Origin of the sequence: Actinoplanes lutulentus (assembly GCF_003259845.1) — a bacterium.
Classification (GTDB): domain Bacteria; phylum Actinomycetota; class Actinomycetes; order Mycobacteriales; family Micromonosporaceae; genus Actinoplanes; species Actinoplanes lutulentus.
This window is the reverse complement of record NZ_QLMJ01000008.1, coordinates 155,108-168,654: the sequence shown is the minus strand read 5'-3', so window position 1 is coordinate 168,654 and position 13,547 is coordinate 155,108. Positions and strand designations below refer to the sequence as shown.

Below are 13,547 nucleotides of genomic sequence, written 5' to 3'. Positions count from 1 at the left end.
TAAGATCTGGATCGGAACATGACTGATCGAAGCTTGTCAAGATGGAGGGATACGGTTTAACGATGGCCCTGGACCTACCTGTTGAGGACCGCGACCTGTCCCCGCTGACCGGCTGGACCCGTGCGCACTGGGAGGCCGTCGCCGACCACTTGCTGGCCTCGGTCGAGCCGTACGCCACCGACGGTTTCGCTCAGTACCGGCTGCCCGGCCCACCCAGCCGCAACGGGATGGTCAGCGACGGGCTCGAAGGCTTCGCCCGTACCTTCCTGCTCGCGGCCTTCCGGATCGCCGGCGCCGGCGGCGGCGCACCCGGTGGGTTGCTCGAGCGGTACGCCGCCGGCTTGCTCGCCGGAACCAACCCCACCCATCCGTACGCGTGGCCGCCCCTCGACGACATGTCGCAGCCTCTGGTCGAGGCCGCCAGCATCGCGGTCGCCCTGCACGAGACCCGGCCCTGGCTCTTCGACCGGCTGGCCCCGGCCGAGCAGGAACAGGTGGTCGCATGGCTGGCCGGTTTCGTCGGCAAGCGCACTCCGGACAGCAACTGGGTACTGTTCCGGGTCATCGTCGAACAATTCCTCGCCTCCGTCGGCGGCCCCCACGATCCCGCCGAGATCACCGGCGGCCTGGACCGGATCGAGGACTGGCACACCGGCGACGGCTGGTACACCGACGGGGACGGGCGCAACTTCGACTACTACAGCGGGTGGGCACTGCACCTGTACCCGGTGCTGTGGGCACGGATGGCGGGCCGGGAGTTCGGCCTGCACGACCGGCTCGCCCGGTTCCTCGACGGATACCAGCACTTCTTCGCCGCCGACGGCAGCCCGATCTTCCAGGGACGATCGCTGACCTACCGGTTCGCGACGGTCGCGCCGCTGTGGCTGGGCGCGCTGGCGGGGGACCCGATCCTGGCGCCGGGGCGGATCCGGCGGATCGCTTCCGGGGCGCTGCGGCACTTCACCGGCAACGGCGCACCCGACCATCGGGGCCTGCTCACCCTGGGCTGGCACCGGCCGTACTCGCCGATGATCCAGTCCTACTCCGGTCCGGCGTCGCCCTACTGGGCGTCCAAGGCGTTCCTCGGCCTGCTCCTCCCCGCCGATCATCCGGTCTGGACCGCGGTCGAGGAGCCCGCCGAGATCGAGCTTCGCGATGTCACGGTGGCCCTGCCCGGGCCGGGCTGGCTGTTGCAGGGCACCCGCGCCGACGGTGTGGTCAGACTTCTCAACCACGGCAGCGACCGGGCTGCGAAGACTTCGCCGGATGGCCCGCCCGACCCGCTCTACGTGCGCCTGGCCTACAGCAGCCACACGGCGCCGCAGTTCGGCGACGGCTCCGCCGATGGGCGGCTCGCGGTGATCACCCCGGACGGCCGGGAAGCCGAACGCCGGCACATCGAGCCGCTGACGGTCACCGGCCGCGTCGCGGCATCACGCTGGCGTGCCGGCCAGGTCGAGGTGGTCACCACCTCGACCGTGGACGGCGCGTTCGAGGTACGGGTGCACGACGTCTCCGCGCCCGCCGGGCACTTGATCCGCGACGGTGGTCACGCCCTGGCCTCTGACCGGCCGTTGGCGTGCCACGCCGACGGTGGCGAGGGCATCGTGAGTCGCGCCGACGGACTCACCAGCTCGATCAGAGCCCTGGCCGGGTTCACCGGGGCCGGCCTGCGGGACGGGCCTGAGGGGGACGCATTCGGGGCGTACTCGGTCACCCCGTACCTGATGAGCCGTCATCCTGGCGGGACGCGCCGCTATGTGAGTGTGGTCCGTCTGGGCCGCGGCCCAGACGGACCAGCGCCTGTCTGGTCGGACGGCAGCATCCGATGGTCGCAGACCACGGTGCTGTAAGCGGTTAAACTGCCCGGACCCCGAACCGTCGATCGGAGAATCCCCATGCCTCAGGCCAGCGGCCCGGAGTCCGCCCCCCGACGGGTCACCATCCGTGACGTGGCCGCCCGGGCCGGGGTTTCCATCGCCACCGTCTCGCGGGTGCTCGGCGGCACCTACCCGCCGGCCCCGGTCACCCGCAGCAAGGTGCTGCGGGCGGTCCGGGACCTGGACTACGTGGCGAATCCGCACGCCCGGGCATTGTCCGGCGCGAGTAGCAAGACCATCGCCATCGTGCTGAACTCGGTGATCTCGCCCTACTATGCGCACGTCGCGCAGGGGGTGCAGGCGGAGGCGGCCCGGCACGACCGGCTCTGCCTGATCGGCACCACCGCCGGCGACGCGGCCCGCGAGCTGGCCACCGTGCGACTCATGCGCGAGGAGGGCGCGGACGCGGTGATCCTGGTCGGCAACGTCGTCGACGACGCCGAATACAAGGCGCGGATGACCGAATACGCACACGCGCTCGCCGCCGCCGGCTCGCAGCTGGTGCTCTGCGGGCGGCCACCGCTCGGCACGGACGCGCCCTCGATCGGCGTCGAGTTCGACAACACCGGTGGCGCCCGTGCGGCCGCCAGCCACCTGCTGTCGGCCGGGCACGAACGCATCCTCTACGTCGGGCACCGGGCCGGTTACACCACCTCGGAGGGGCGGATCGCCGGCTACCGGGAGGCTCTCGCGGCGTTCGGGGTGGCGCACGACCCGGCACTGGAGATCGAGGCGGCGAGCCTGGAACGCAGCGAGGGCTACCGCCTGATGAAGCGCCGCCTGCAGGACGGCCCGCCCGACTTCACCGCCGTCTTCGCCGCGAACGACCTGGTCGCGGCCGGCGCCCTGCGGGCGCTGCGGGAGAACGGCCTGCGGGTCCCGCAGGACATCTCCCTGATCGGGTACGACGATCTGCCGCCGGCCGAGGACATCGGGTTGACCACGGTGCACGTTCCGCACGAGGAACTCGGCCGTACCGCCGCCCGGCTCGTGCTGGAGCGAGGCAGCGGTACGGCCGAGGCCCGGCATGTCATGCTCGGCACGCACATCGTGGTGCGTGACACGGTGCGGCCGGCGGTGCGCCGGCGCTGACCGTCATGCGTTGGCCTGGTACTCCTTGGCGAGTTCCTCGGCGAGCTGGTCGCCACCGGCGGCCCGCCACTGACTGATGGTGTCCTTCCACGAGGAGACCGGCTTGCGGCCGAAGGAGATCGCGGCGATGCCGTCGCCGAGAATCTGGTCGAGCTGCCCGCCCTTGGCGGATGCGATCGGCGACTGGAGCCCGTTCTGCGGGTTGGCGACGCTGCGCGGCATCACCGCCCGTTCCCACTCGTGGGCGGCCTTGGCGACGTCGGGGAACCCGGGCAGATGCAGTACGGACGGTGCGGTGCCGATGTAGCGGACCGGCAGGGTCGCGCTGTTCTCCGAGGCGTACAGCGCGGTGGTGGTGACGACCCCGTTCTCCTTGGTGAAGTGCTTGCCCTCGATGCCGTAGTTGACCAGCTCGTACTCCTTGCTGCCGAACGGCGCGCTCAGGTAGTCGCAGATGCGCAGCAGCATCGTGATCCGGCTGGGATCGGCCTTCTTGAACGTGGCGAAGCCGAAGTTGCCGATGCTGCGCCAGGTGGTGGCCTGCGGCGAGTACGGCCGGGCCAGCCCGACGGCGAACCGGTTGCCGGCTTTCAGAAGATTGGACAGCGCCAGGAAGCCGAACCCGTTGGGCAGCGAGGCGACCGTCTGGTTGTAGAAGTTGTTCTGCATGTCGGTGGAGCTGGCGGTGAGGCTGTCCGGGTAGTGCACGGCGGCCTTTGTCACCTCGCGCATCACGCCGAGCGCCTGCTCGAACTGCGGTGTGGTGCCGGTGTGCACGAAGCCGCCGTCGCGTACCGCCCAGTTGTTCGGCGCGCCGGCCGACGAGGCGTGGAAGGTGATGCCGCTCAGACTGGTGAACAGCGTCTTGTACCAGCCGGTGCCCCAGCGGCGGCCGGAACTCAGGTCCCGCATGGCAGACATGTACTGGTCGTGGTTCCAGTCCACCGGCGCGCCCACCTCGTCGAGCCGGGTGCGGTTGACGAACATCGTGTTCGCCGGCATCGGCCGCTCCAGCGGCACGCCGAAGAAACGGCCGCCGATGCGACCCATGCCCTGCCACGCGTAGGCGGGGATGTTCGCCAGGTTCGGGAACTGCTTGATCGCGTCGCCGGCGATCAGGTCGGTCAGGTCGGCGCAGCTGCGCTGGATGAACTCGGCGCGCCGGGGCAGGTTGAGATTGGTGAACATGACGATGTCGGGCAGGTCGCCGCCACTGGCCATCAGCGTGGTCATCTTCTGCGCGTACTCGGGGTCGGGGACCACGATGACGTTGAGCTTGACGCCCAGCGCCTTGCTGATCTCCTGCCAGTAGCTGTTCTCGGCCAGCGGTTTCGGCGGTGCCTCGTAGGTGACGACCATCGCGGTCACCTCGGAGCCGTCGCCGGGTGTCTCCGCGACGGACTGGGTGAGTTGTGCCGGATAGTTGAGGTACAGCGGCTGCACACCGATGGAGTCGTCGCCGGGCGCGTCCGGTTGTGGTCCGGCGAACGGCAGGTAGGCCGGCCAGGGCGCCAGATCCTTTCCGGCATTGCCGACGCTGCCGCCGCCGGAACCGCCGCCGCTGCACGCGGCGAGTCCCGGCCCCGCGGCGATTCCGAGGGCGCCGGCGCCGGTGAGCTGCAACAAAGAGCGTCTCTTCATGTCGCACCTTTCATGGTGGGTCAGGCTTTCAGCGCTCCGGTCAGCACGCCCTTGGCGAAATAGCGCTGCAGGAACGGGTAGACGCAGACGATGGGAAGGGTCGCCAGAACGACGACCGCCATCTGGACGGACTGCGGGGACGAGGCGCCGGCCTCGCCTTCGGCGAGCGCGGCACCACCGGTGACGTACTGACGCAGGACGGTGCCGATCGGCCACTTCGTCTGGTCGTTGAAGTAGATGATCGCCTCGAAGAACCGGTTCCAGTACGCGACCGCGTAGAAGAGTCCGACCACGGCGACGACCGCTTTGGACAGCGGCAGCACGATGCGGCGCAGCATGGCGAACTCACCGGCCCCGTCGAGCCGGGCGGCCTCCAGCAGCTCCTCGGGGATGGACTGGAAGAAGCCGCGCATCACGACCAGGTTGAACACGTTGATCAGGAACGGTAGGACCAGCGCCGCGTACTGGTCGAACAGGCCGAGCTCGCTGACCACGAGGAACAGCGGCACCATGCCGGGCGGGAACAGGAACGTGAACAGCACCAGCAGCAGGATCGGTTTGCCGCCGTAGAGCCGGGGGCGGCTCAGCGCGTATGCCAGGCCGATCGTGCAGACCAGGCTCAGCGCGGTGCCGGCCGTGGTGATTCCGGCGCTGACCAGCAGGGCCCGGGTGACGATCCCGCCGTCGAGGATCTCCGAGTACGCCTGGACGGAAAGCCGCTCGGGCCAGATCACCCACCCGCCGTTGTTGATGATCTCCTGAGGGTCGGCGAGGCTGGTCGCCACCACCGCCCACATTGGGAACAGCACCAGCGACACGATCACGGCGAGGGCGATGCCTTTGGCGATCCGGACCCCGAGAGTCGGCCGGCCCGCCCAGGCCGGGTACGCGTGCTTGCTCAAGACTTGTACACCCCCTGCTCGCCGAAACGGTGCGCGACCTTGTTGGCCGTGTAGATCAGTGCGATGCCGATGACGCCCTTGAAGAGGCCGACCGCGGCCGCGTAACCGAAGTCGCCGGAGGCGAAGCCGGTGTAGTAGACGAAGGTGTCGAGAACCTCGCCGGCCTCGGCGCCGACCGATTGGCGCTGCAGGAAGAACTGTTCGAAGCCGATCGACAGGAACTCGCCGAGGCGCAGTACCAGCAGCAGGATGATCACGGGCCGGATGGCCGGCAGCGTGACGTGCCACAGCCGCCGCCACCAGGACGCGCCGTCGAGTGCGGCCGCCTCGTACATCTGCTCGTCCACCTGGGACAGCGCGGCGAGGAAGATGATGGTGGCCCAGCCGCACTCCTTCCAGATCACCTGCGCGACCACGAGGGGTTTGTAGGCGTCCGGATTGCCGATGATCGAGATCCCGCCGACACCGAGATCGGCGAGCCAGCCGTTGATCACGCCGGCACCGCCGAGCATGTGCTGGAACAACGCGATGACGATCACCCAGGACAAGAAGTGCGGCAGGTAGACGACGCTCTGCACGAATTTGCGCAGGGTGTCGCCGGCGATGCTGTGCAGCAGCAGGGCCAATGCCAGCGGAGCGGGGAAGAAGAACGCGAGCTGCAGCACCGCGATCAGGACGGTGTTGGTGACCGCGCTCCAGAACAGCGGGTCGGTGAACATCCGTTCGAAGTGGGCCAGGCCGACCCATTCGCTGTCGCGTACGCCGAGGAACGGCACGTAGTCCTGGAAGGCCAGGACGTTGCCGAACAGGGCGCCGTAGTGGAACACCAGGAAATAGAGCAGACCCGGCAGCAGAAGCAGCAGCAGAATCCGGTCCGCGCGCAAGCGTTGCCAGCGTCCCGCGCGAGCGGGTGGCGCCGTGACCGGCCCGCGCGGTGTGGACCGCGTTTCTCGAACCCGGGTCGTCACCATCCGGGCATCACTCCTTGTGATCTTTACCTCGCGGAAACAAGGTGGTCACAAGATAAAACGCTTTCAATCGATGGTCAAGAGTACGTTCCGAGGTCATCGGCGCTAGATAGCCAGTGCTGTGAAGCGGTGCCGGACTGTGCTAGAAAACGTTTAAACATCTGGAGGTGCCAGCGTGCCCCATCGACCCGCCGCGGTCTTCGCGCTATCCGATCGAGCGCGCCGGGAAGCATTCCCCGCGCCCGTCCTCGACCGGTTGTGCCGGCTGGTTCACCTCGACCCGGCCACCGCCTTCACCGAGTTCACCTCGCCGCAGGCCCGCGCCGCCCTCGCTGACGCGGAAATCCTGATCAGCGGATGGGGTGCGCCGCGCATCGACCGTCACGTGCTCGCCGCCGCACCCCGGCTCCGCGCGATCGTGCACGCCGCCGGCACGGTGAAGCTGCACCTCGACGAGGCCGTCTTCGAACAGGGAATCGTCGTCTCCTCGGCCGCGCAGGCCAACGCCACCCCGGTCGCCGAGTTCACCGTGGCAGCCCTGACGCTCGGCGCCAAGGACGTCTTCGCCCGCGCTCGCCGCTACGCCGGATCCCGGCCCGGCGACGGATGGCCCGCCGGCCGTGGTCCCGGGCTGCTCGGCGCCACCGTCGGCATCATCGGCGCCTCCCGTGTCGGGCGCCTCGTCCTGGAACGCCTGCGCGAACTCGACATCACCGTGCTGCTCGCTGATCCGTACATCACCGCCGATCAGGCACGTGCACTCGGCGCCGAGCTGACCGACCTGGATGCGCTCTGCGGCAACAGTGAGCTGGTCAGCCTGCACGCGCCCGCACTGCCGGAGACCCGCCACCTGCTCGACGCCCGCAGGCTGGCGCTACTGCCCGACGGCGCGTTGCTGATCAACACTGCCCGTGGTTCCCTGGTCGACACCGGCGCTCTGATCCAGCAGTGCGCCACCGGCCGGATCTCCGCGGTGCTCGACGTCACCGACCCCGAACCGCTGCCCGCCGGCCATCCGCTCTTCGCGCTGGACAACGTCTTCGTGACCCCGCACCTGGCCGGCGCCGAGGGGCGCGAGGTATGCCGGCTCGGCGAGTTCGCCACCGCGGAGATCGCCCGATTTCTCAACGGTGCGCCACTGCACGGGCAAGTCCACCTCGACCACCTGGCCCGGATCGCGTGACCCGCCCGGGTCGCGCCGGAGCTCGGAGGCTACGGCCGCTCGGCGGATTACGTCAAGGCCAGTAAATAAATCGTCTGACCTGCTACGAGGATTAGTTACACCGATTGACTTAATTGGCTGCGGCACCCTAACCTCGCCAGCGACGCCGCCCCGAGGAGGACATGCGAATGGCGCGCTTGAGGACCCGAGCCGCTGTGGTGATCGCAGGATTGCTGGCAGCCGGGATCACCCCCGTCACACCGGCCCATGCGGCCACGCCAGCCGATCCGATCTACCTGGACACCCGCTACACCTTCGCCGAACGAGCCGCCGACCTGGTATCGCGCATGACGCTCGCGGAGAAGGTGGCCCAGCTGCGCACCAACACAGCGCCGCCCATCGCACGTCTGGGCGTGCAGCAGTACACGTACTGGAACGAGGCCCAGCACGGCGTCAACCGGCTCGGCGGCAACGCCCGGCGCGGCAGCGTCAGCGGCGGGGTGCACGCCACCAGCTTCCCCACCAACCTGGCCACGTCGATGTCCTGGGACCCGGAACTGATCTATCAGGAGACCACGGCGATCGCGGACGAGGCACGCGGGCTGCTCGACAAATCCCTGTGGAATACCGGCCAGAACAACATCGGCCCCGACCGCAGCGCCTACGGCAACCTGAGTTACTGGGCGCCGACGGTCAACATGGCCCGCGATCCGCGGTGGGGCCGCAACGACGAGGGCTTCGGCGAGGACCCGCTGCTGGTCTCGACGCTCGCGGGGGCCTATGTCAACGGTTTCCAGGGACAGAGCCGTACCGGTGAGCGGCTGACGCCGTACCTGAAGACCGCGGCCACGGCCAAACACTTCGCGTTGAACAACGTCGAGGCCAACCGGGAGTCCGGCAGCTCGGACACCACCGAGGCGAACATCCGCAACTACTACACGCCGCAGTTCCGCAGCCTGATCCAGGACGCTCACGTCTCCGGCCTGATGACGGCGTACAACCGGGTCAACGGCACGCCGGCGCCTGCCGACACCTACATGACCAATGTGCTGGCCGAGCGCACCTTCGGGTTCGGCGGCTACTCCACGTCCGACTGTGGCGCCATCACCGACATCTGGGCTCCCAACCGCCACAACTGGGCCCCGCCGGGATGGACGACCGCCACCGCCGACGGCCGGACCACCTGGACCGAGACCGGGACCGGGCGAAAGATCTCCGGCGCCGCCGGAGCCCAGGCATGGGCACTGCGCGCCGGTACGCAACTCAACTGCCGCGGCGACGAGTACACCCTGGCCAACGTTCAGGAGGCCCTCGACGTCGGTGTGCTGAGCGAGGGCGTGCTCGACGACGCGCTCGTGCGTGTCTTCACGACCCGGATGGCCACCGGTGAGTTCGACCCCGCCGATCAGGTGAGCTACACCGCGATCACCAAGGATCAGATCGAGAGCCCGGCCCACCAGCGGCTCGCCGAGCAGGTGGCGGCCAACTCGCTGGTGCTGCTGAAGAACGACCCGGTGGACGGCGCCGCCGTGCTGCCGGCCGACCCGGACAGTCTCGACCGAGTGATCGTGGTGGGAAACCTGGCGAACACGGTCACTCTGGGCGGCTACTCGGGCGACCCGACCGTACAGGTCAACGCGGTGCAGGGCATCAGGAACGCGTTGCCGCAGGCGACCGTCTCCTTCGACGCCTGCGCCACGTCCACGACCGCCGCCGCACCGGCCGCTTGCGACCCGCAGACACTGGCCGACCTGCCGTCCGCGGACCTGGTCGTGGTGTTCGTCGGCACCGACCAGAACGTGGCGACCGAAGGCAAGGACCGCGCGACGCTGGCGTTGCCCGGCAACTACCAGTCACTGATCGACCAGGTCAGCGCGGCCGGCAACCCGCGGTCGGTGCTGGCCGTCCAGGCGAGCGGGCCGGTGGCGATCGAACAGGCGCAGCGCACGTTCCCGGCGGTCGTCTTCGGGGCCTACAACGGGCAGAGCCAGGGAACGGCGCTGGCCAGCGTTCTCTTCGGGGCGCACAACCCCAGCGGGCGGCTCAGCTTCACGTGGCAGAAGGACGACTCCCAGCTGCCCGACATCCAGAACTACGGCCTCACGCCGGCGCAGACCGGTGGGCTCGGCCGCACCTACCAGTACTTCACCGGAACGCCGAGCTATCCGTTCGGTCATGGGCTGAGCTACACCACGTTCGCCTACGGCAAGGTGCGCGCCGACCGCTCCAGCACGACCCCGGACGGCCGGGTCACGGTCCACGTCGACGTGACCAACACCGGCACCAGGGCCGGTGCCACCGTCGCCCAGGTGTACGCCACCATGCCCGAGGTCGCCGGTCTTGACCTGCCGGCCAAGCGGCTGGCCGGTTTCCAGAAGACCAGAATCCTGCAGCCGGGCGAACGCCAGGCCATCGCTGTCCGGATCCCGGCGAGCGACCTGGCCTTCTACGACGAGAAGCAGCGCAAACAGGTGGTCTACAACGGGCGTTACCAGTTCCAGGTGGCCACCGACGCGGCCCACGTCGTCGGTTCCGACACGGTCCGCATCCACGGGCGCATCACACCGCGGATCTCGTCCGTCAGTGTGCAGCCCGACCGGGTGCAGCTCACCCCGGGTGACAGGGTCGACCTCGACGCCAGGAACCCGTGGATCGCCGACGACACCACTCAGGCCGGCCAGCATGTGCGTGCCGATCGAGTCGTCGAAGCGGTCTACAACGATGAATCGTTCGCCGACCTCCAACGAGCCCGAGTGACCTACCGCAGCAGCAACCCGCGCGTGGCGACGGTGAACCAGCGGGGCCGGATCACCGCGATCTCGGCCGGCGTCACCACCATCGCGGTAACCGTCGGCGGTGTCACCGGCACCACCCCGATCGTGGTCAAGCAGCCGTTCTCGCTCGACGCCCCGGCGCTGGCCGAGGCGGGGAGCAGCCTCACCGCCACGGTCACGCTGCCCAACCCCGGCCCCGTCGCGCTGACCGGCGTCACCCTGACTCTCGGCACGCCGGACGGCTGGACGGCGACCCCGGACGGCCCAACCACCTTCACGTCGGTCGCGCCCGGCCAGACGGTACGGGCCTCGTGGACGGTCACGGCGCCGGACAAGCCTGGAATCGCCGAACTCACGGCCGCAGCGACCTTCCGCAGCGTCAACGGGCCGGCGACCACGTCGGCGACCCGGACCGTCTCGTTGCCGTTCCCCTCACTCGCCTCGGCTTACGGCAACGTGGGAATCAGCGACGACGCGCAACCGGCAGCCGGCAACATCGACGGCGGTGGCTACTCCTATTCCGCGCAGGCGCTCGCCGCGGCGACGCCGGCCATCGTCCCCGGCGGCGCCGTCACGCACGACGGTCTCACCTTCACCTGGCCGGCGGCCGGCGCGGGCAGCCCCGACAACGTGGTCGCGGGTGGGCAGACCATCGCACTGCAGGGCTCCGGCACGAAACTCGGCCTGATCGGTGCCGGCGTCAGCGGCACCGCCTCCGGCCCGGCCACCGTCACCTATACCGACGGCACCACACAGAGCTTCACCCTCGCGTTCACCGACTGGTACGCGAACAATCCGGCGCCCGGCGGCGCCATTGTCACGTCTCTGGCCTACCACAACACCGTGAGCAACCCGCGGGTCAGGAAAGTCAGCCTCTACTCCACATCGACTGCGCTGGATCCTGCGAAAACGGTCCGCTATCTCACGCTGCCCAACATCAGTCAGGGTGTGAGCGCCGCCCAGACGAGCATGCACATCTTCGCCACTGCGATCGGGTAAGACACCGGCGCCGGCTCCCGGGCAGGTCCCGGGAGCCGGCGACATGGCCGTATCAGCGTGACTGGACGCGGGCCAGCCAGCCGTTCGGGTCCTCGCGGACGCGGTCGACAGCGCTGAGCGCGGCGCCGATCACCGCGGCATCCGGGCCCAGCGGCGCCGGGCGGACCTCGATCGGTGCCCAGTTCGCGCTCAGGACACGGCGGCGCAGTTCCCGGTTGATGCCGTCGACCAGCCAGGACGCCAGCAGCGAGTAGCTGCCGCCGAGCAGGACCGTGTCGACCGACACCAGGTTGACCAGGCCGGCGACGGCAATGCCGAGGGCGGTGGCAGCCTCGTCGAGAGCGTCCAGGATGCGAGGGTCACCGGCAGAGACCAGCGTGTCGATGGCAACGGCCGGAGAGCCACCGCCGTCGCGCCCGTCATGGTTGGCCGCTGCGAGGATCGCCGTCAGCCCGGCGTAACACTGCAGACAGCCGACCGCCCCGCAGGCGCACGACGGTCCGTCGCTGCGGACCATGACGTGTCCGAGCTCGCCCGCCCAACCACCCAGCTGCGCACCGTTGAGCAGCAGACCGGCGCCGATGTCGAACTCGCCGCTGACGCAGACGAAGTTGCGCATCGCCTGCCCGGAGGCGTACCACTCGCCGAGGGCGGCAAGCCGGGCGTCGTTGCCGACCAGGATCGGCAGGGCAGCCGATCCGGAGGAAACAGATTCGGACAGGGCGGCGCCGGCGTCCACGTCGCGCCATCCGAGCGTCGGCGCGAACCTGACGATCGAGTTGTCCTGCACCGGTCCTGGCGCGGCCATGGTGGCGCCGACGACGGTGAGGTGCTCCGCGGCGGCGGCCTCGATGGCGCGGTCCGCCATCGCGGCCAATCGTGGTAGCACGGTTGCCGGGTCGGTGCCGTCGTACGGGACGAAGTCCAGGTGCCGGACCGCGCCGGTGAGGTCGACGACACAGGCGGACAGGACGTCCGCGCGGATGTCGAGGCCGAGGCCGGCGGGTCCGGTACGCGCCAGGCTCAGTCCGACCCGGGGCCGGCCGCTGGATCCGGAGCGGGCGGGGCCGGCCTCGATGATCAGTTCGGCGGCGAGCAGGTCGTCGACGATGCGCGAGATGGTCGGCCGGGTCAGTCCGGTGGCCGTGGACAGCTCGCTGCGCGAGATCGGCGTGTCCTGCGCCGCGACGATCTGCCGGAACGTCAGGACCAGGTTGTGGGCGCGGAGACTGTCCTGGCGGATCGGGATATCGACGTGGGGCGCGACGCGATGCACCGGTTTGGTCATGAGGCCAGGTCGTCGGCGTATGCGGCGGCCTGCCCGCTGGGCAGGTCACCGTCGGCGATGACGGTGATGACGCGGCGGCTCAGGACGGACTCGGGTTCCAGTCGCAGCGGTTGTTCCCAGGCGAGCGACGACCCGACGCCCAGGTAGTCGCGGGTACGCACGAACCATCGGTCGGCCTGGGTCGCGGCATCGGCGCCGAGGAAGACCAGAGTCCAACCGGGTCCGGCGACGGAAAGCCAGCGGGCAGCCCGGCCGTGCACGGCGTCAGTGCCCGTCCCGGTCTCGGCGGTGATCCGGCAGTCGACGAACGGAGCCCGCCAGAAGAAGCCGCCGAACCCGGCGCCGATCCGGCCGTGCGCGGCCGGGCTGCGGATCGGCAGCTCCCGGCCGGCGACGTTGGTGAGGGTGAAACCGAACTCGAGGGCCCAGACGTCCGGGCTGAGCAACCGGGCGGAGATCTCGCGGCGTTCCGACAGCAGTGGGTCGCCGTCGATGGTGCTCCAGCGCAGGGTATGGCTGAGCTGGGTGGGCGTGCGCCGCAGCCAGCGCACGTGCTGCTGGCTGCCCTGGTTGTCCAGCCATGCCGGCCCGTGACCCGGGATGAAGGTGCGCCCACCCCAGAAGTTGTGCCTGTCCACTTCGGCGACCGCGACACTGACGCCGAGATGGTGCCGGTGTGACGCCGGCATCAGCTCCGTCACCGTGGTGCCGGCCAGCGTACGGACGGGGTGCAGGTAGGGCCGGGGCGCCAGTGAGGCCGGCAGGGATGGGCGCCACGCGTACTCGGCGACGGCATGGTCGCCGAGACGCAGGACCTCGACGGCGTCACTTGTCACGGTTG

General features: G+C 69.6%; 9 protein-coding genes. 4 read left to right on the top strand and 5 right to left on the bottom strand.

Translation table 11 applies throughout. From position 1 onward, the window contains the following. The first annotated feature begins 62 nt into the window (after window positions 1-62). A complete protein-coding gene (locus tag B0I29_RS19205; protein ID WP_181557871.1) occupies window positions 63-1,853 on the top strand; it encodes a DUF2264 domain-containing protein in 1,791 nt (596 codons plus the stop codon). Window positions 1,854-1,898: 45 nt separating this feature from the next. Beyond that, window positions 1,899-2,972 carry a LacI family DNA-binding transcriptional regulator gene (locus tag B0I29_RS19200; RefSeq protein WP_111650390.1) on the top strand — a complete coding sequence of 358 codons (1,074 nt, stop codon included), beginning with the start codon at window positions 1,899-1,901 and terminating at the stop codon, window positions 2,970-2,972. Between the two features lie 3 nt (window positions 2,973-2,975). Here the strand turns inward: B0I29_RS19200 and B0I29_RS19195 are convergent, their stop codons facing one another. From B0I29_RS19195 to B0I29_RS45770, 3 genes are read right to left on the bottom strand one after another with little or no spacing between them, the layout of a single operon-like run. Continuing rightward, on the bottom strand, window positions 2,976-4,613 hold the full coding sequence (locus tag B0I29_RS19195) for an extracellular solute-binding protein (RefSeq protein ID WP_111650389.1): 1,638 nt from the start codon (window positions 4,611-4,613) through the stop codon (window positions 2,976-2,978). A 20-nt stretch (window positions 4,614-4,633) separates the two neighbouring features. Further along, a complete protein-coding gene (locus B0I29_RS45775) occupies window positions 4,634-5,515 on the bottom strand; it encodes a carbohydrate ABC transporter permease (RefSeq protein WP_245972615.1) in 882 nt (293 codons plus the stop codon). Beyond that, window positions 5,512-6,399 (bottom strand): ABC transporter permease, encoded by an 888-nt coding sequence (locus B0I29_RS45770; protein WP_245972614.1) that lies wholly within the window; start codon window positions 6,397-6,399, stop codon window positions 5,512-5,514. Before B0I29_RS45770 ends, B0I29_RS45775 begins: the two co-directional genes overlap by 4 nt. Before the next feature lie 259 nt (window positions 6,400-6,658). On the opposite strand from B0I29_RS45770, the gene B0I29_RS19185 reads away from it, so the two are divergent. Then, window positions 6,659-7,666: a hydroxyacid dehydrogenase gene (locus tag B0I29_RS19185; RefSeq protein WP_111650388.1), complete on the top strand. Its 1,008-nt coding sequence runs from the start codon at window positions 6,659-6,661 to the stop codon at window positions 7,664-7,666. Window positions 7,667-7,833: 167 nt separating this feature from the next. Then, window positions 7,834-11,418, top strand: coding sequence for a glycoside hydrolase family 3 C-terminal domain-containing protein (locus B0I29_RS19180; RefSeq protein ID WP_245972613.1), 3,585 nt, complete (start codon window positions 7,834-7,836; stop codon window positions 11,416-11,418). Window positions 11,419-11,470: 52 nt separating this feature from the next. Here B0I29_RS19180 and B0I29_RS19175 read toward each other — a convergent pair whose 3' ends face one another. After that, window positions 11,471-12,706: an ROK family transcriptional regulator gene (locus B0I29_RS19175; protein ID WP_111650386.1), complete on the bottom strand. Its 1,236-nt coding sequence runs from the start codon at window positions 12,704-12,706 to the stop codon at window positions 11,471-11,473. After that, window positions 12,703-13,542 carry a DUF6807 domain-containing protein gene (locus B0I29_RS19170; RefSeq protein ID WP_111650385.1) on the bottom strand — a complete coding sequence of 280 codons (840 nt, stop codon included), beginning with the start codon at window positions 13,540-13,542 and terminating at the stop codon, window positions 12,703-12,705. The genes B0I29_RS19175 and B0I29_RS19170 overlap by 4 nt, the downstream gene beginning before the upstream one ends. Between the last annotated feature and the right edge of the window lie 5 nt (window positions 13,543-13,547).